The organism is Cellulomonas sp. P4_D11, from assembly GCF_056401915.1.
Map to the genome: position 1 here is coordinate 15,999 of NZ_JBFUIK010000026.1, position 17,335 is coordinate 33,333.

Genomic DNA, 17,335 nt, shown 5'->3' on the forward strand with positions numbered 1-17,335 from the left:
GGCCGGATGGCTACTCCGTCCGGTGGTGAGCACCGTCCGATCGGAGTCCCGCATGGCGCGCACGTCTTTCAACGATGCCTGGTCCTACCGCGCACCGCTCAGTGCGTTCGCGGCAGTGAACGGCGAGGACGCCGCACTCACACCGGTCCGGCTACCGCACGACGCGCTCCGAGACGCCGATCGCGCGGCGGACGTCCCGTCCAAGGGCGCCGGTGCGTACTACCCGACCGGTGCGTACGCCTACCTGAAGTCGTTCGACGTCCCGGCAGAGTGGGCCGGAAAGGTCGTCCGCCTCGAGATCGAGGGTGCGTACCGGCACGCGATGGTGTTCCTGAACGACGAGCTCGCCGGACATCGGGCCGACGGGTACGCGCGCTTCTTCGTCGACCTGACGCCGTACCTCCGGTTCGGTGACCGGAACACCCTGCGCATCGAGGTGCGGTCCGGCCAGGACTCGCGGTGGTACTCCGGTTCGGGGCTATACCGCCCGGTCTACCTGCACGTCGACGACCCGGTGCACATCGAGCCCGACGGCGTCCGCGTCAGCACGGTGCGTCTCGAGGACGACCGAGCCGTCATCGAGGTCGTCACGTCGGTCGTCAACCGCGGGCTGACCACCGGTGCGCTCACGGTCACCACGTCCATCACCGACCCCGCGGGGACACGCGTCGAAGGCGATGTCACGCCCCTGACGCTCGCGCCGGGGCGCACCGCCGTCGTGCGCCAACGCCTGTACCTCCCCGATCCCCACCTGTGGAGCGTGAGCACGCCGAACCTGTACGTGGCCCGCACCGGCCTGGGCGACGCGGCCCAGGACGTACTCACCACCTTCGGCATCCGCACGGTCACCGTCGACCCGCTCCGAGGGCTACGCATCAACGGCGAGATCGTGCTGCTGCGCGGCGCATGCATCCACAGCGACAACGGCCCGCTCGGAGCGGCGTCGATCGCCCGGGCGGAGGAGAGGCGCATCCAGCTGCTCAAGGCTGCAGGCTTCAACGCGATCCGCTCCGCACACAACCCGGCCTCCCCCTCGTTGCTCGACGCGTGCGACCGCCTGGGGATGCTCGTGATGGACGAGGCCTTCGACATGTGGACCCGCGGCAAGACGCCCAATGACTACGCGCTGGACTTTCCGCAGTGGTGGGGAGCCGACCTGCAGTCGATGGTCGCCAAGGACTACAACCACCCGAGCGTGATCATGTACTCGCTGGGCAACGAGATCGTCGAGGTGGGCACCCCGCACGGCGCAGCCCTGGCACGGGAGATGGCCGAGCACGTACGCAGCCTCGACCCCACCCGCCTGGTCACCAACGGCATCAACGCCGCGCTGGCCGTCCTCGACGACCTCCCGGCGATCCTGGCGAGCGAGCGCGGACTCAACGAGATGATGGCCGACGTCGGCCAGGGGATGCGGGCGATCGGGTCGTCCGAAGCGGTCACCCGGCGCACGGCCGAGTCGAGCTCCGTGCTCGACGTGCTCGGCCTCAACTACGCCGACGGCCGCTACGCCACTGATGCGGCACTGTTCCCGCACCGCGTCCTTGTCGGCTCGGAGACCTTCCCCTCGCAGATCGGGACGCTCTGGCCGCTGGTCCTGGCCCATCCGCACGTCATCGGAGACTTCACGTGGACCGGCTGGGACTATCTCGGCGAGGTCGGCATCGGCGCCACGGCCTACCAGGAGGACCCCGATGCCGTGCCCGGACTCGAGCGTGAGTACCCGTACCTCACTGCCTGGTGCGGCGACCTGGACATCACGGGGTGGCGCCGACCGGTCTCCTACTACCGGGAGATCGTCTTCGGCCTGCGCACCGAGCCCGCCATCGCCGTGCTCCGCCCCGAACGGCACGGCCACACCGTGTCCATGCAGTCCCCGTGGGCATGGAGCGACTCGGTCTCCTCCTGGACCTGGCCGGGCTTCGAAGGCCGCCCTGTGACCGTCGAGGTCTACGCAGACGCCGACGAGGTCGCCCTCCTGCTGGACGGGACCGAGGTGGCGCGCGAACCCGTGGGCGCGCGGCGACCCATGCTCGCGTCCCTCGAGACCGTCTACCGCCCGGGTGAGCTGGTGGCCGTCTCCTACCAGGCGGGCGTCGAGACCGGCCGGACCTCGCTGGTCTCCGCGTCGGGCCCGACCACCTTGACCGTCACCGCCGATCGGACCGAGCTGCGGGCCGACGACACCGACCTCGCCTACCTCGCCATCGAGCTGCGCGACGCGAACGGCGTCCTGGTCACCGGCGCCGACCAGCCGATCACGGTGGACGTCAGCGGCGCGGGCGAGCTGGTCGCCTTGGGCTCCGGCAATCCGACGACGACCGAGCGCTTCGACGCCCCGACACGCACGACCTTCGACGGTCGTGCCCTCGCCGTGGTCCGCCCGACCGGCCACGGGGCCATCGACGTCACCGTCACCAGCGACGGGATGGAGCGGGTGGTCGTCGCTCTGATCGCGCGGACAGCGACGCTCGCTGGCGAGTAGGTGTCCTCGGCCAGGACATCGGTGACGTCGGTGGCCGTTGACGAGAGGAGGACCTCCGGTTGGGTGTGGCTTGTCGACGGCCCACACCCACCCGGAGGTTCTCGTGGCTCACGCTCACGCCCGGCGCCATGCGCGTGGTGTGTTCGAGCGGTCGGTTCGATCTGGGCTGACCACCGCCGGCCAGGCGGGCAGCATCCGGGTCTCGGCCTCACCGCCGACCGGAGGCGACCGTATTTAGATCACTGGGAATATAGTTCCGAAGCGTCTAGTTAAGGCGGTCGTGGACCTCTTCGACTCCCTCGTGCGCTACGAGACCTACCTGTGGAACGAGCTCGACGACCGGCTCCGCGACGCGGGCTCGATCTCGCTGGGAACGCTGTTCGCACTGCGGGTGATCCGCCGACATGAGGGTTGCTGCCGGGCGCAGGAGCTGCGATCCGAGCTCGGCATCACGGTGGGCGCGGCGAGCAAGCTGGTGGACCGCCTGGAGCGCGATGGCCTCGCGGTGCGCGCAGCCCACCCGACCGACCGCCGCTCCTCGCTGGTCGCGTTGACGCGGGCCGGAGACACCGCTCACGACGACGGTGTGGCGCTGGTTGACGCGGCTCTCACAGAGCACTTCGAGGGCATCGACCTGGGCGAGATGACGTCCACCCTCACCGTGCTGTTGGGGCGGCTCAGGTCCCCGCTCGCGGCGGTGTCTGCATGAGCGCGCGAGGCACGATGCGCGCCGCCGTCGACCAGATCGCCCGGGCGCACACCGACACGGAGGCCGGGACGATCGCCGGGAAGGGAGTGGTGGTCCTGTGATCCCGCTCGAGATCTTCACCGCCCGCGCCCTGGCCGATCGCGAGACACGGTCCACCCAGGGCAGCCCAGCTGGCGGGCATCGTCGCCGGATCGTGGCCCGGCTCAGGGCACACGACGTCGCCCGCCCAGACCCGCGAACCATCGACAAGAAGCCGACCGAAGGAGCCCTCCCGTGAACCAGCCCACCATCGCCGTCACCGGCGCCACCGGCCACATCGGCGGGCTCGTCGCCGCACACCTGGACACCGCCGGCCGCGCGCAGCGGCTGCTCGTACGCGACCCAGCCAGCCCGCGACTGCCGCAGCTCGGGTCTGTCACCGAGGTCGCCCGTATCGACTACGCCAACCAGGATCTGTCCCAGGCGGCGCTGCAGGGTGTCGAGGTGCTGTTCATGGTCTCCGCGCACGAGAGCCCCACCCGCACCGCCGAACACGCCGCCTTCATCGACGCGGCCGCCGCCTCCGGCGTGCGGCACGTCGTCTACACCTCGTTCGCCGCCGCAGCGCCTGACGCGACGTTCACCCTGGCCCGCGACCACTACGCGACCGAGGAGCACCTGAAAGCTTCCGGCATGGCGTGGACGTTCCTGCGCGACACCTTCTACATCGACTTCATGGAGCAGCTCGTCGGCACAGACGGCGTCATCCGTGGCCCGGCCGGCAGCGGGAGATGCGCGATCGTCGCTCGCGCCGACGTCGCCCGCGTCGCAGCCACGGTGCTCCTGGACCCGGACGCCCACGCCGGGAACACCTACGACCTCACCGGCCCACAGGCGCTGTCGCTCGCCGATGTCGCCCGCATCATCAACGACGTCCGCGGCCGCACCGTCACGTTCCACGACGAGACGATCGAGGAGGCCTACGCCTCCCGCGCCTCCTACGGCGCCCCGCCGTGGCAGCTCGACGCCTGGGTCAGCACCTACACCGCCATCGGCAGCAACGTCATGGCCGACCCGACAGACGCCGTCGAGAAGATCACTGGCACCCCGCCGACCAGCCTCGAGGAGTTCCTCCGGAACCACGGATGACACCTGCGTCGGGCTCAACCAGCAGGTGTCGAGATGCACAACAGGTTGACCGCAGCTGAGCGTCGTACTTTGACTGGCTGGCGGGTCTTCTGGTCTCGCGGGCAAGGTACGCCGCGGCTGGTGCCGCGTCTTGACGGCAACCTCGGCGGTGCGAGCGATCAGCGTGGCGAGACTCGCACGGTGGCTGACCTGGGTCCGGATCCCTGCATGATCGGCACGGCGGGGCTGCCCGGGTACTTGGCCTCGTAGGCGGAATCGATCGCGGCTTGGTCAGCCTCGGTCGCCGACTCGAACGTGACGTCGAAGGCTTGGCTGCCGACCCGCACCCGACCGGCCTCCTGGGCGATCGCGGCCTGGTACCAGCGTGATTGCGGACCGTTCGCGGCGCGGACGTAGACGTCGCCGTCCACGACCAGAGCCCAGGTCTGGGTGGGTGTGCCGTAGGTGCGGCCGTCGGGGCGGAACGGGGAGACGAACAGGTCCTGGTTCTGCTCGATGGCGGTGAGCTGCTCGGGAGTCCAGTGCGTCACGGTGCCCTCCGGTGGTGTTCGGGGTGGGTCAGCGGTCGATCGAGGCCATGTTGGCCTCGTCGTGCCGTTCACCGGCGGCGGGCTCGAGGTTGTCGAGGCGGTGCAGCTGTGCCGGGGTCAGCTCGACGGCGTCGGCGGCGGTGTTCTCTTCGACGCGGGACACGCGCCGGGTGCCGGGGATGGGGGCGATGTCCTCGCCGCGGCTCAGCAGCCAGGCCAGCGCGGTCTGTGCAGGTGTGGCGCCGTTCTCGGCGCCGATGGCCCGGACCTCGTCGACGATCGCGAGATTGCGCGCGAAGTTCTCGCCGGTGAAGCGGGGGTTGGTCTTGCGCCAGTCGTCGTCGGCGAAGTCGGCCACGGTGCGGATCTGGCCGGTGAGCAGGCCGTGGCCGAGCGGGGAGTAAGGCACGAACCCGATGCCGAACTGACGCAATAGCGGCAGGAGCTCGGCCTCGACATCCCGGGTCCACAGCGAGTACTCGGTCTGCAAAGCGGTGATCGGGTGCACGGCGTGTGCGCGGCGGATGGTGTCCGCGCCCGCTTCGGACAGGCCGACGTACCGGATCTTGCCCTCGGTGACGAGGTCGGCCAGCGCGCCGACGGTGTCCTCGATGGGCGTGGCCGGGTCGACGCGGTGCTGGTAGTACAGGTCGATGTGGTCGGTGCCCAGCCGGCGCAGAGATCCCTCGACGGCGGCCCGGATGTTAGCGGGGGTGCTGTCGGTCACGCCGGGGGTGGGGTCGCCGTCGCCGTGCCGGACGAGGCCGAACTTGGTGGCGATGACGACCTGGTCGCGGCGATCTTTGACGGCTCGGCCGACGACCTCTTCGCTGTGGAAGGGTCCGTAAATCTCGGCGGTATCGATGTGGGTGACGCCCAGGTCCAGGGCGCGGTGGATCGTGCGGATCGACTCGCTGTCGTCCAGGGCGCCTTCGCTGGTGTACGTGCCGGCCATGGTCATGGCGCCCAGGCCGATGCGGGAGACCTCGAGGTCTGCCAGGTGTGCGGTCTTCATAAGGGTGGCTCCTTCTCGTGAGGTTCAGGCCTGGGAGGTGGGCATGGCCCACAGCTCGGCGACCGAGGCGCGCTGGGGTCGGGTGACCATGAACGCGATGGCGTCGGCGATGTCCTCGGGCTGCAGCGGGACGGGGATGTTCTCCGCGTCGGAGGCGGCCAGGTCGGCGCGGACCTGGTCGTTGTTGTGCGAGACCAGCTCGGTGGCCACGGCCCCGGGTTCGAGCACCCCGACCCGCACCTGCTTCTTGGTGACCTCCTGGCGCAGGGCCTCGGTGAACCCGTTCACGCCGAACTTGGTCATGTTGTAGACCCCGAAGTTCGCCCAGGCCTGCCTGCCGGCGATCGAGGAGATGTTCACGATGTCGGCTACCCCGCGCAGGTTGTCCTCGGCAGCGGCCAGCAGGTGCGGCAGGGCCGCGCTGGTCATATAGAGCAGGCCTTTCTGGTTGACCGCGATCATCCGCTCCCATTCCTCGACGTCGGCCCCGACGACCGGGCCGAGCAGCATCAGGCCGGCGTTGTTGACGAGGATGTCGAGCCGACCGAAGCGCTCCACCACGGTCTGCAGCGCCCGTTCAGCCTGGGCGCGGTCCGCAATGTCGGCCGTGACGGCCAGTGCCGTGCCGCCCGCCGCTTCGATTTCGCTGACCAGGGCCTCGAGGCGATCACCGCGACGAGCGAGGACCGCGACCGAGGCACCGAGCTGGGCGAGCTGCCGGGCGGTCGCTTCGCCGATTCCGCTGCTCGCGCCGGTGACGATCGCGACAGTTCCGGACAATGGCGTGTTCATAAGTTCGGTTCCCTTGGGCGGCTGGTCGGGTGGTTGAGGACGTGCGCGGCGCCGGTTCGCGTGACTGCCTGCAGGCGTCAGCCGCGTTCGGGTACGCCGCCTGGAGCGGCACGAGCCATGCAACCCGCGATCAAGAGGGCGCAGAAGTCACTGCTGGAACGTGTACCAACAGCCCACCTCAAGTCCGACGGCCCAGTCGTACCGTGACGAGGTGGACAACCGCGACGAGATCAAGGACTTCCTGCGCACCCGCCGCGCCCGGCTCACCCCAGCGGAGGCCGGGCTCACCGCGTTCGCCAGCAACCGGCGCGTGCCCGGCCTCAAGCGCAGCGAGGTTGCCGACCTAGCCGGCGTCAGCGTCGAGTACTACGCCCAGCTCGAACGCGGCAATCTGGCCGGCGTCTCCGACAGCGTCCTGGGCTCTCTTGCCCGCGCCCTGCAGCTCGATGAGGCCGAAACCGCCCACCTGGCCGACCTTGCCCGCGAAGCGGTCCCTGGTGCCCGACGACTCCGCAAGCCGACACCCGGCCAGATCCGCCCCAGCGTGCAACGACTGCTCGACCTCATCGGCCAAACCGTCCCCGTCATCGTGAACAACGGACGCCTCGACCTGGTCGCCGCCAACACCCTCGGCCAGGCACTGTTCTCCCCGGTCTACGCGACACCTCACCCAGCCGGCGTCCCCGCCAACCACGCCCGGTTCACGTTCCTTGACGACCGCGCACGCGACTTCTGGATCGACTGGGAACGAGCCGCCGACGACTCTGTCTCCCAGCTGCGCACCGAAGCCGGCCGCGACCCCTACGACCGAGCCCTGACCGACCTGGTCGGTGAGCTCAGCACCCAGAGCCCACCGTTCCGCACACGCTGGGCAGCCCACAACGTCCGCCTACACCGCACCGGGCGCAAGCACTTCCGTCACCCCGTCGTCGGCGAACTCCACCTCGACTTCGAGGTCCTCGACCTGCCCGCGGACCCCGGCCTGACGCTCATCACCTTCACCAGCCCAGCGGGCTCGCCCGATGAGGACGCCATCCGCATGCTGGCCAGCTGGGCCGCAACCACCAGCGCGACCGCACCGATTGCCGACCGCACGTAGCCCGCCGCTGAAACGGACATATCGGGTAGTTGAACTAGGCGGACCGGAGCTGATCAGCAGCGACCGGGAGCTGATCAGCAGCGGCTGGTGGCGACCGACAACGCACCTGCAGGGTCGGTCAGGCCTGCATGTCCACGAAGCGCGAGTAGTGACCCTGGAACGCGACGACGAGCGTGTCGGTCGGTCCGTTTCGGTGCTTGGCGACGATGACGTCGGCCTCGCCCGCGCGCGGGGACTCCTTCTCGTAGGCGTCCTCGCGGTGCAGCAGGATGACGATGTCGGCGTCCTGCTCGATCGAGCCCGACTCACGCAGGTCGCTCATCTGCGGGCGCTTGTCGGTGCGCTGCTCGGCTCCACGGTTCAGCTGCGAGATGGCGATGACAGGGACCTCGAGCTCCTTCGCCAGCAGCTTGAGCGCACGCGAGAACTCCGAGACCTCCTGCTGCCGCGACTCGACGCGCTTGCCCGACGACATCAGCTGGAGGTAGTCGATGACCACGAGCTTGAGGTCGTGCTTCTGCTTGAGCCGCCGGCACTTGGCGCGGATCTCCATGAGGGACATGTTCGGCGAGTCGTCGATGAACAGCGGCGCCTCGGAGATCTTCCCCATGGTCGCGGCGATCTTGGCCCAGTCGTCCTCGCCCATCTGACCGTTGCGCAGCTTCTGCAGGTGCACCCGCGCCTCGGCCGAGAGCAGACGCATGGTGATCTCGTTGCGGCTCATCTCGAGGGAGAAGACGACCGAGGTCAGGCCGTGCTTGATCGACGCCGAGCGGACGATGTCGATGCCCATCGTCGACTTGCCGATGGCGGGGCGTGCGGCCAGCACGATCATCTGACCCGGGTGCAGCCCGTTGGTGAGCCGGTCGAGGTCGGAGAACCCGGTGGGTACGCCGATCATGCCCTCGCCGCGGTGCCCGGCCGCCTCGATCTCGTCGACCGCGCCGCCGATGATGTCGCCGAGGATCATGTAGTCCTCGGACGACCGGCGCTCGGTCACCGCGTAGACCTCGGCCTGCGCGTTGTTGACGATCTCGTCGACGTCGCCGCCGTCCGTGCCGTAGCCCAGCTGGACGATGCGCGTGCCGGCCTCGACCAGCTTGCGGAGCACCGACCGCTCGCGCACGATCCGCGCGTAGTAGCCGGCGTTGGCGGCGGTGGGGACCGACGAGATGAGGGTGTGCAGGTAGGGGGCGCCGCCGATGCGCTGGATCTCGCCGCGCTTGGTCAGCTCGTCCGCGACCGTGATGGCGTCGGCCGGCTCGCCGCGGCCGTACAGGTCGATGATCGCGTCGTACACGACCTCGTGCGCGGGTCGGTAGAAGTCCGTGCCACGGATCTGCTCGACGACGTCGGCGATCGCGTCCTTCGAGATCATCATGCCGCCGAGCACGCTGCGCTCCGCGTCGAGGTCCTGCGGAGGGGTCCGGTCGTAGCCGCCGCCACCACCGCGTGCGGTGCCCGACGGCGCGCCGTACTCGAGCTCCTCGATCGTCATCTGGTCCCCATCATCGTCGTTCGAACTCATGTTCCATGGGGGGTCTGACATCCGCGCCCACACGAAGCTCCCCGACACCCATCGGGGCCTCGCACTCGCGACGTTAGGGGCCGACGGCCGGTCCACCAAACGCCGGAAACGGCCTGTGGGCAACGTGTCGCACATCTGTGGGGTCGACTGTGGAGATCTGTGGAGCACTGCTCGCCTACTGTGAGTCGAGCTGTGGATCGTGACCGAATTTATCCACAGGCCGTGGACAGTCGTGTGGACGGCCGGGTGAATGTCGGACCGGATCTGCGCGTCACCCGCGGAAACGCTGTGCACGTGCTGTGGATGCGAGAAGGGTTGGCCGAGATTTCATCTGTCGGACACCGATCCCCCGGCTTGGACCGGCAGATACTCGCGCTCGCCCTCCCGGCCCTCGGCGCGCTGGTCGCCGAGCCGCTCTTCGTGCTCGTCGACTCGGCCGTCGTCGGCCACCTGGGCACCGCCCCGCTGGCCGGTCTGGCGCTCGCCTCGACCATCCTGGTGACGGTCGTCGGTCTCTGCGTCTTCCTCGCCTACGCCACCACGGCTGCCGTCGCGCGACGCCTCGGCGCCGGTGACCGGGCCGGCGCGCTGCAGGTCGGCGTCGACGGCATGTGGCTCGCGCTGGGCCTCGGTGTGGTGCTCGCCGCCGCCACCTGGCTGAGCGCCCCCTGGCTGGTCGAGGCGCTCGGGGCGACCGGCGAGGTCGCCGAGCAGGCGGTCATCTACCTGCGCTGGTCGTCGCCGGGCCTGCCCGGGATGCTCCTCGTCCTCGCCTCGACGGGAGCCCTGCGCGGGCTGCTCGACACTCGCACGCCGCTCGTCGTCGCCTCCCTCGGCGCCGTCGTCAACGCCGTGCTCAACATCGTGCTCGTCTACGGCGTCGGCATGGGCATCGCCGGGTCCGGGCTGGGCACGGCGCTGACGCAGCTGGCGATGGCCGTCGCGTTGACCGTGGTCGTCGTCCGCGGCGCACGGAGCGCCGGCGCGCAGCTCCGACCCGCCGCCGGAGGGATCCTGGCGAACGCGCGCGCGGGCACCCCGCTGTTCGTCCGCACCCTGTCGCTGCGGCTCGCCATCCTGCTCACCGTCTGGGTGGCCACCGGCCTGGGCGCCGTCGAGCTGGCCGGGCACCAGGTGGTCGCCGCCGTCTGGGGGCTCGCCGCCTTCGCGCTCGACGCCCTCGCCATCGCCGCCCAGGCGCTCGTCGGGCACGCGCTGGGCGGTGCCGACGTCCCGCGCGTCCGCGGCGTCCTGCGCCGCACCCTGCAGTGGGGAGTCGGCGCGGGCGCCGCGCTCGGGCTCGTCATCGGCGGCCTCTCCTGGGCGTACGTGCCGCTCTTCACCTCCGACGACGACGTCCGACAGGCCGCGGTCCTCGCGCTCGTCGTCGCCGCCGTCACCATGCCCATGGCCGGGTGGGTGTTCGTGCTCGACGGCGTCCTGATCGGCGCCGGCGACGGCCGCTTCCTCGCGTGGGCGGGCATGGCCACGCTGGTGGTCTACGTGCCCTTCGCACTGGCGGTCCGGGCGGCCGCACCGCCGGGCGCCGCGGGACTGGCGTGGCTGTGGGCGGCCTTTGCCGGCGTCTTCATGCTCGCCCGCGCGGTCACCACCGGCTGGCGAGCCCGCGGCACGGCCTGGATGGTCACGGGCATCTGACCCAAACCTCCCCCACAGCGAAGCGCCCCGCCCCCGGTGATCGGGGACGGGGCGCTTCGGTGGTGCTCAGCTCAGGCTGCGACGACCTTGACGGTCACCTTCGCGGACACGTCTGCGTGCAGACGGACCGACACCTGGTACTCGCCGAGGGCCTTGATCGGCTGACCGATCTCGACCTTCCGCTTGTCGATCTGCGGGGCGCCCGACTTCTTGACCGCGTCAGCGATCTCGGCAGTCGTGACGGCACCGAACAGACGGCCCGACTCGCCGGCCTTGGCCGACACGACGACCGGCTTGCTCTGCAGCGAGTCGCGGATCGCCTTGGCGTCGTCGAGCGTCGCGATCTCGCGGGCCTTGCGGGCCTTGCGGATCGCGGTGACGTCCTTCTCGGCGCCCTTGGTCCAGGGCGTCGCCAGGTTGCGCGGGACGAGGAAGTTACGGGCGTACCCGTCCTTGACCTCGACCACGTCGCCGGGCTCACCGAGACCGGTGACCTCGTGGGTCAGGATGATCTTCGCCATGATGGTCCCCTTTCTCAGCGCGCCGACGACGAGTACGGCAGGAGAGCCATCTCGCGGGCGTTCTTGACGGCACGCGCGATCGCGCGCTGCTCCTGGACGGACACACCGGTCACCCGGCGAGCGCGGATCTTCCCGCGGTCGGAGATGAACTTGCGCAGCAGCGCAGTGTCCTTGTAGTCGACGACGTCGATCTTCGCCGCCTTGAGCGGGTTCTGCTTCTTCTTCGGCTTACGGACCACGGCCTTGGCCATCGTGGTGCTCCTTGTCTGCTGGAGCCCTGGGCGTTGCCGTGCCCAGGGATGGGGAATGTCTGAGTGTCAGGCGCCGATCAGAACGGGGGCTCGTCGGAGTAGCCGCCGCCGGAACCACCAGCGGGCGTCGCCCACGGGTCGTCCTGCTGGCTGCTGCCGCCGCCGGAGCCACCGAATCCGCCGCCACCGCCACCGTTGCTGAAGCCGCCGCCGCCCCCGCCGCCGAAGCCACCGCCGCCGCCACCCGAACGCTGGGTCCGGGTGACCTTGGCCGTGGCGTAGCGCAGGGACGGGCCGACCTCGTCGACCTGGAGCTCGTACACGGTGCGCTTCTCGCCCTCGCGGGTCTCGTAGGAGCGCTGCACGAGCCGGCCGGTCACGATGACGCGGGTGCCCTTGGTGAGCGACTCGGCGACCGACTCGGCCGCCTCCCGCCAGATCGAGCAGCGGAGGAACAGCGTGTCGCCGTCCTTCCACTCGTTGCTCTGGCGGTCGAACGTACGGGGGGTGGACGCGACGGTGAAGTTCGCGACCGCAGCCCCCGAGGGGGTGAAGCGCAGCTCGGGATCCCCGGTCAGGTTCCCGATCACCGTGATGACGGTCTCACCGCTCATGCCCAGCTCCTCGTTCGTTCGATCAGTCGGTTGATGTGGAGCCGCACGCTACGTGCAGCCACCCACAAGAGATCAGGCGTCGGCGCGAAGGACCTTGGTCCGCAGGACGACCTCGTTGAGGCCGAGCTGGCGGTCGAGCTCCTTGGCGGTCGCGGGCGTCGCGTGGAAGTCGATGACGGCGTAGATGCCCTCGGACTTCTTCTGGATGTCGTACGCCAGGCGGCGACGGCCCCAGATGTCGACCTTGTCGACAGTGCCACCGTCGGTCTTCACGACCGTCAGGTACTTGTCGAGCGACGGAGCAACGGTGCGCTCCTCGATCTCGGGGTCAAGGATGATCATGAGTTCGTACTGACGCAGGCTCATACCCACCTCCTCTGGTCTTCGCGGCCACGGTCGATCCGTGGCAGGAGGGTGTGTGCGTCGCTGGCCGACGAGATCCGTCCATGACGACGGGTCCCTCCGGGCACAGCAATCTCCAAGGCTACCCGGCCCGGAGCCACCGCCGAAATCGGCTGTGGACGGACGGGGACCCGGAAGTTCTGGCGCGGGGCGGCGGACCGCCCCGCGCCGGTGATCAGGGGGTCGGCGCGGGCGTGGGTGCCTGCGTCGGCGGCGGGTCCTTCGGGCCGGACGAGATCACGAGCGTCACCGATCCGCCGGCGGCGAGCATGGTGCCGCTCTTCGGGTCGACGCGGATCACGCGGCCGGCCGTGACCGTGTCCGACGACTCCGTGACGATGGTCGACGAGAGCCCCGCGTTCACGACGGTCGCCGTCGCGTCGGCCTCGAGCTTGCCCTCGAGTCCACCCGGCACGGCGATCTCGGTGGGCGCGGCCTGCGTGGGCTCCTCCGTCGGCGCGACCGTCTCGGTCGGCGCCGCCGAGGCCGTGGCGCTGGGCTTGGGTCCCACGTTGGCGCGGGCCGGGAAGTCCAGGACCGCCGAGTACTGCGGCTGGGCGAAGACGTTCTTCATGTAGGACTGCCAGAGGAAGGCCGGCCACCGGGCACCGGTGACGTCTTCCTTCTCGTGCCCCGTGAACGGCGCGATGGTCTCCATCGACTTGCCGTCCTCGCCGAGCTGGCTCAGCGAGACCGCGGTGACGACGTTCGGCGTGAAGCCGACGAACCACGCCGACTTGTTGTCCTGCGACGTCCCGGTCTTGCCGGCGATCGGGCGGTCGAGCGGCTTGATCCACTGCTTGCCCGACCCCTTCTGCACGACCTGGGTCATCGCGTAGGTGGTGTCGGCCATGACGTCGGGGGCGAACGCCTTCTCCGTCGGGTCCTTGTGCTGGTAGGCGACCGAGCCGTCGTCGTTGCTGACGGTGCGGACGATGTACGGGTCGACCCGCGTCCCGCCCGACGCGATCGTCGCGTAGGCGCCGGCGATCTCGATCGGCCGGACCGCGAAGGTCCCGAGCACGTTCGCGCGGTTGGTCTCCACCGGCGCCGTCAGGCCGGCACGCTCCGCGACCTTCGCGGTCACGTCCGGACCGACCTGGAGGTTGAGCTGCGCGTAGACCGTGTTCACGGACTGGGCGGTGGCCTCGACCAGGTCGATGGTGCCGAAGCTCTGGCCGCTGAAGTTGTTGACCTTCCAGTCACCGAACGTCTGCGGGGACCTGCCGCTGAACCGCGTGGTGAGCGGGACGCCCTGCTCCAGCGCGGCGATCAGAGTGAAGGGCTTGAACGTCGAGCCCGGCTGGATCTTGTCGTACGTCGCGGTGTTCCTCTGGTCGGTCAGGAAGTCCGAGCCGCCGTACATCGCGACGATCGCCCCGTCCTTGGGGTCGACCGAGGTGATCGAGACGCGCGTGCGCGGGTTCGGCATCGCGCCGTCCTGGTCGGGCAGCGAGCCGGCGTAGAAGCCCGCGACCTGGTCCTGGGCCGCCTGCTGGATCGGCTGCTGGACCGTCGTGACGACCTTCAGACCCTTGCGGTTGATCTCGTCGTCGGACAGCGCGAGCGGCGGCGCCTTGAGCTCGTCGCGCACCATCTCGAGGAGGTACCCGGTGCTGCCCTTCATCGAGTCGGACCGCTGGTAGGGGACGGTCGGGGGCATGACCATCGGCGCACGCTCGGCCGCGGTGAGCCAGCCCTCTTCCTCCATCGAGTCGAGCACGATGTTCCAGCGCGCCTCGGCCTTCGCCGGGCTGACCGCGGGGTCCCAGTTGTTCGGGGACGGGATGATGCCGGCCAGCACGGCCGCCTGCTCGCGCGTCAGTGCGGCGGCGTCGACACCGAAGTACGCCTGCGCGGCGGCCTGGATGCCGTAGGAGTCACGGCCGAAGTAGATCGTGTTGAGGTAGCGGCCCATGATCTCGGACTTCGACTCGCTCTTGGCGATCTTGATCGCGAGCAGCGTCTCCTTGAACTTGCCGACGTAGTCCGTCGTCGTCTTGTCGACGTAGTAGCGCTCGACGTACTGCTGCGTGAGGGTCGACCCGCCCTGGGTCTTGCCGCCCTGCAGGTTGTTGAGGAACGCGCGGCCCATGCCCGTGAGGGACACCCCGCTGTTGTTGGTGAAGAAGGTCTTGTCCTCGGCGGCGGCGACGGACTGGCCGACGTACTCCGGGAGCGTCGCGTAGTCGACGATCTGACGCTTCTGCGCCGCGAACGTGCCCATGACCGCGCCGGGCGTGCCGTCCGCGTTGGGGGCGTAGTAGACGGTCGTCGTCTGCGAGCGCGTGTCGTCGGCAGGGTTGGGGACCTTGGTGTAGGCGTACGCGCCGACGACGGCACCGACGCCGAGGAAGCCGACCGTGATCAGGGTGCCGAGGACGACGCGCCACGACGGCAGCCAGCGGTGCAGGCCATGGAAGCCGGTGCGCGGGTAGTCGAAGAAGCGCTTCTTGGGGGCGCTGCTGCGCGACGAGGACGTCGAGCCGCGGGGCGCACTGCGCTTGCCCCGGGCGGGAGCCCTCCGATTCGTGCCTGCCAACGCGCTGCCTTCCGTCCGACGACTGGGATGGGCGCGCCCGCCCGGGTCCGGGCAGGCGTCAGCCGCGGAGCCAGTATGGGGGACCGGTCTGTGCCGGTCAGGGGACCACAGGCCCGAAACCGGCAGCCTTCACACGATCGGCACGGTGCCCGCGAACCGCCGCCGCACACCGGGCCTCGGAGGTGACGGCGGTCACGCCGACCAGGGCCGACTTGCCCGGATCATCGTTCTCGACATACTCTCCGGATGTATCGAGTTGATACATCGACTCCACCAACATCCCGAGGAGGTGCCCCCGTGCGCGGTCGTTCCGACGTGCTCGAGCCGGCCATCCTCGGGCTGCTCCACGAGTCGCCGATGCACGGCTACGAGCTGCGCAAGCGGCTCAACCTGGTGCTGGGCTCGTTCCGGGCCCTCTCGTACGGCTCGCTGTACCCCTGCCTCAAGTCGCTGGTCGACCGCGGGTGGATCCAGGGCACCGAGTCCATCGTCACGCCGCACACCGTGGCGTCCAAGCGCGCCCGCATCGTCTACCAGCTGACGGCCGACGGCAAGGAGCACCTCCAGCAGGTGCTCGCGTCGTCCGGTCCCGCCACCTGGGAGGACGAGAACTTCGACGTCCGGTTCGCCTTCTTCGGGCAGACCGACGCCGAGACCCGCCTCCGGATCCTCGAGGGTCGGCGCACACGCCTGACCGAGCGTCTCGAGACGGTCCGCCAGTCCTTCGCACGCACCCGCGAGCGCATGGACGAGTACACCCTCGAGCTCCAGCGGCACGGCCTCGAACAGGTCGAGCGTGAAGTCCGCTGGCTCGACGGGCTGATCGACAACGAGCGTGGCCTCCGCCGCACCCGTCCTGCAGGCACCGGTCGTCCGGCCGTTGCTGACACACCCGCTGGGGACGACGACGTCGCTCCCGCGCGAACCACCGAGAAGGAGCGAGGATGACCTCCATCCGCGTCGCCATCGTCGGCGTCGGCAACTGCGCCGCGTCGCTTGTCCAGGGCGTGCACTACTACGCCGACGCAGACGCCAGCAGCACCGTGCCGGGTCTCATGCACGTGCAGTTCGGCGACTACCACGTGCGCGACATCGAGTTCGTCGCCGCCTTCGACGTGGACGCGAAGAAGGTCGGCTTCGACCTGTCCGAGGCCATCGTCGCCTCGGAGAACAACACCATCAAGATCGCCGACGTCCCACCGCTCGGCGTGACCGTCCAGCGCGGCGTGACCAACGACGGTCTCGGCAAGTACTACCGCGAGACGATCACCGAGTCGGACGCGGAGCCGGTCGACATCGTCGCCGCCCTGCGCGAGGCCCAGGCCGACGTCCTCATCTGCTACCTGCCCGTCGGCTCCGAGATCGCGGCGAAGTACTACGCGCAGTGCGCCATCGACGCCGGCGTCGCGTTCGTCAACGCCCTGCCCGTCTTCATCGCGTCCGACCCGGTGTGGGCCGCGAAGTTCGAGGCTGCCGGCGTCCCGATCGTCGGCGACGACATCAAGTCGCAGGTCGGCGCGACCATCACGCACCGCGTCCTCGCGAAGCTCTTCGAGGACCGCGGCGTCGTGCTGGACCGCACGTACCAGCTGAACGTCGGCGGCAACATGGACTTCAAGAACATGCTCGAGCGCGAGCGCCTGGAGTCCAAGAAGCTCTCCAAGACGCAGGCCGTGACCTCCAACCTGACCGGCCCCCTGGGCGGCAAGAAGGAGGACCGCAACGTCCACATCGGCCCGTCGGACTACGTCGCCTGGCTCGACGACCGCAAGTGGGCCTACGTCCGCCTCGAGGGTCGCGCGTTCGGCGAGGTGCCCCTGAACCTCGAGTACAAGCTCGAGGTCTGGGACTCGCCCAACTCGGCCGGCATCATCATCGACGCCCTGCGCGCCGCGAAGATCGCCAAGGACCGCGGCATCGGCGGCCCGATCCTGTCGGCGTCGACTTACTTCATGAAGTCCCCGCCCGTCCAGATGGAGGACACCCTCGGCCGCGCCGAGCTGGAGTCGTTCATCCGCGGCGAGAACGAGCGCTGATCCGGAGTGCAGCGAAGGGTGGGA

At 69.7% G+C, this 17,335-nt stretch carries 16 protein-coding genes; 7 read left to right on the forward strand and 9 right to left on the reverse strand.

Going from position 1 to position 17,335, the window contains the following annotated elements; translation table 11 throughout:
* The first annotated feature begins 52 nt into the window (after positions 1 to 52).
* The 3 genes from AC1DT4_RS15295 (at position 53) to AC1DT4_RS15305 (ending at position 4,322) form a co-directional block, all read left to right on the forward strand.
* Entirely contained in the window at positions 53 to 2,485 is a 2,433-nt protein-coding gene (locus tag AC1DT4_RS15295) for a glycoside hydrolase family 2 TIM barrel-domain containing protein (protein ID WP_477090655.1), read from the forward strand.
* Between the two features lie 280 nt (positions 2,486 to 2,765).
* A complete protein-coding gene (locus AC1DT4_RS15300; RefSeq protein ID WP_477090656.1) occupies positions 2,766 to 3,194 on the forward strand; it encodes a MarR family winged helix-turn-helix transcriptional regulator in 429 nt (142 codons plus the stop codon).
* Between the two features lie 273 nt (positions 3,195 to 3,467).
* Positions 3,468 to 4,322, forward strand: a complete 855-nt coding sequence (locus tag AC1DT4_RS15305) for an SDR family oxidoreductase (RefSeq protein ID WP_477090657.1) — start codon at positions 3,468 to 3,470, stop codon at positions 4,320 to 4,322.
* A gap of 158 nt (positions 4,323 to 4,480) precedes the next feature.
* Here the strand turns inward: AC1DT4_RS15305 and AC1DT4_RS15310 are convergent, their stop codons facing one another.
* The 3 genes from AC1DT4_RS15310 to AC1DT4_RS15320 are packed head-to-tail and all read right to left on the reverse strand — an operon-like array spanning position 4,481 to position 6,782.
* Positions 4,481 to 4,852, reverse strand: coding sequence for a DUF2255 family protein (locus AC1DT4_RS15310; protein ID WP_477090658.1), 372 nt, complete (start codon positions 4,850 to 4,852; stop codon positions 4,481 to 4,483).
* A gap of 28 nt (positions 4,853 to 4,880) precedes the next feature.
* Entirely contained in the window at positions 4,881 to 5,867 is a 987-nt protein-coding gene (locus AC1DT4_RS15315) for an aldo/keto reductase (RefSeq protein WP_477090659.1), read from the reverse strand.
* Between the two features lie 24 nt (positions 5,868 to 5,891).
* Positions 5,892 to 6,782 (reverse strand): SDR family NAD(P)-dependent oxidoreductase, encoded by an 891-nt coding sequence (locus AC1DT4_RS15320; protein WP_477090660.1) that lies wholly within the window; start codon positions 6,780 to 6,782, stop codon positions 5,892 to 5,894.
* An 88-nt stretch (positions 6,783 to 6,870) separates the two neighbouring features.
* Between AC1DT4_RS15320 and AC1DT4_RS15325 the strand changes: the two genes are divergently transcribed.
* Positions 6,871 to 7,758 (forward strand): helix-turn-helix domain-containing protein, encoded by an 888-nt coding sequence (locus AC1DT4_RS15325; protein WP_477090661.1) that lies wholly within the window; start codon positions 6,871 to 6,873, stop codon positions 7,756 to 7,758.
* Between the two features lie 118 nt (positions 7,759 to 7,876).
* Here AC1DT4_RS15325 and dnaB read toward each other — a convergent pair whose 3' ends face one another.
* The gene (gene dnaB, locus AC1DT4_RS15330) at positions 7,877 to 9,256 is read right to left on the reverse strand and encodes a replicative DNA helicase (RefSeq protein WP_477090662.1); all 1,380 of its coding nucleotides are present in this window, start codon (positions 9,254 to 9,256) and stop codon (positions 7,877 to 7,879) included.
* 333 nt (positions 9,257 to 9,589) lie between these two features.
* Here dnaB and AC1DT4_RS15335 point away from each other — a divergent pair, with 333 nt between their 5' ends.
* Positions 9,590 to 10,945 carry an MATE family efflux transporter gene (locus AC1DT4_RS15335; RefSeq protein WP_477090677.1) on the forward strand — a complete coding sequence of 452 codons (1,356 nt, stop codon included), beginning with the start codon at positions 9,590 to 9,592 and terminating at the stop codon, positions 10,943 to 10,945.
* 71 nt (positions 10,946 to 11,016) lie between these two features.
* Here the strand turns inward: AC1DT4_RS15335 and rplI are convergent, their stop codons facing one another.
* The 5 genes from rplI to AC1DT4_RS15360 form a co-directional block, all read right to left on the reverse strand.
* The gene (rplI, locus tag AC1DT4_RS15340; RefSeq protein WP_477090663.1) at positions 11,017 to 11,466 is read right to left on the reverse strand and encodes a 50S ribosomal protein L9; all 450 of its coding nucleotides are present in this window, start codon (positions 11,464 to 11,466) and stop codon (positions 11,017 to 11,019) included.
* Between the two features lie 14 nt (positions 11,467 to 11,480).
* Positions 11,481 to 11,717 carry a 30S ribosomal protein S18 gene (gene rpsR / locus AC1DT4_RS15345; protein WP_028051084.1) on the reverse strand — a complete coding sequence of 79 codons (237 nt, stop codon included), beginning with the start codon at positions 11,715 to 11,717 and terminating at the stop codon, positions 11,481 to 11,483.
* A 77-nt stretch (positions 11,718 to 11,794) separates the two neighbouring features.
* The gene (locus AC1DT4_RS15350; protein ID WP_477049432.1) at positions 11,795 to 12,331 is read right to left on the reverse strand and encodes a single-stranded DNA-binding protein; all 537 of its coding nucleotides are present in this window, start codon (positions 12,329 to 12,331) and stop codon (positions 11,795 to 11,797) included.
* A gap of 72 nt (positions 12,332 to 12,403) precedes the next feature.
* The gene (gene rpsF / locus AC1DT4_RS15355; RefSeq protein WP_034611334.1) at positions 12,404 to 12,697 is read right to left on the reverse strand and encodes a 30S ribosomal protein S6; all 294 of its coding nucleotides are present in this window, start codon (positions 12,695 to 12,697) and stop codon (positions 12,404 to 12,406) included.
* 211 nt (positions 12,698 to 12,908) lie between these two features.
* The gene (locus AC1DT4_RS15360) at positions 12,909 to 15,275 is read right to left on the reverse strand and encodes a transglycosylase domain-containing protein (protein ID WP_477090664.1); all 2,367 of its coding nucleotides are present in this window, start codon (positions 15,273 to 15,275) and stop codon (positions 12,909 to 12,911) included.
* A 297-nt stretch (positions 15,276 to 15,572) separates the two neighbouring features.
* On the opposite strand from AC1DT4_RS15360, the gene AC1DT4_RS15365 reads away from it, so the two are divergent.
* Positions 15,573 to 16,223, forward strand: coding sequence for a PadR family transcriptional regulator (locus AC1DT4_RS15365; RefSeq protein WP_477090665.1), 651 nt, complete (start codon positions 15,573 to 15,575; stop codon positions 16,221 to 16,223).
* Positions 16,220 to 17,311: an inositol-3-phosphate synthase gene (locus tag AC1DT4_RS15370; RefSeq protein ID WP_477090666.1), complete on the forward strand. Its 1,092-nt coding sequence runs from the start codon at positions 16,220 to 16,222 to the stop codon at positions 17,309 to 17,311. Before AC1DT4_RS15365 ends, AC1DT4_RS15370 begins: the two co-directional genes overlap by 4 nt.
* Positions 17,312 to 17,335 lie beyond the last annotated feature (24 nt).

What these genes read in the sequence shown, in the direction of transcription:
- dnaB (WP_477090662.1), bottom strand. Translation starts at nt 9,256, where the DNA reads ATGACGATCGAGGAGCTCGAGTACGGCGCGCCGTCGGGCACCGCACGC.
- rplI (WP_477090663.1), bottom strand. Translation starts at nt 11,466, where the DNA reads ATGGCGAAGATCATCCTGACCCACGAGGTCACCGGTCTCGGTGAGCCC.
- rpsF (WP_034611334.1), bottom strand. Translation starts at nt 12,697, where the DNA reads ATGAGCCTGCGTCAGTACGAACTCATGATCATCCTTGACCCCGAGATC.
- AC1DT4_RS15350 (WP_477049432.1), bottom strand. Translation starts at nt 12,331, where the DNA reads ATGAGCGGTGAGACCGTCATCACGGTGATCGGGAACCTGACCGGGGAT.
- rpsR (WP_028051084.1), bottom strand. Translation starts at nt 11,717, where the DNA reads ATGGCCAAGGCCGTGGTCCGTAAGCCGAAGAAGAAGCAGAACCCGCTC.
- AC1DT4_RS15370 (WP_477090666.1), top strand. Translation starts at nt 16,220, where the DNA reads ATGACCTCCATCCGCGTCGCCATCGTCGGCGTCGGCAACTGCGCCGCG.
- AC1DT4_RS15295 (WP_477090655.1), top strand. Translation starts at nt 53, where the DNA reads ATGGCGCGCACGTCTTTCAACGATGCCTGGTCCTACCGCGCACCGCTC.
- AC1DT4_RS15335 (WP_477090677.1), top strand. Translation starts at nt 9,590, where the DNA reads ATGCGAGAAGGGTTGGCCGAGATTTCATCTGTCGGACACCGATCCCCC.
- AC1DT4_RS15315 (WP_477090659.1), bottom strand. Translation starts at nt 5,867, where the DNA reads ATGAAGACCGCACACCTGGCAGACCTCGAGGTCTCCCGCATCGGCCTG.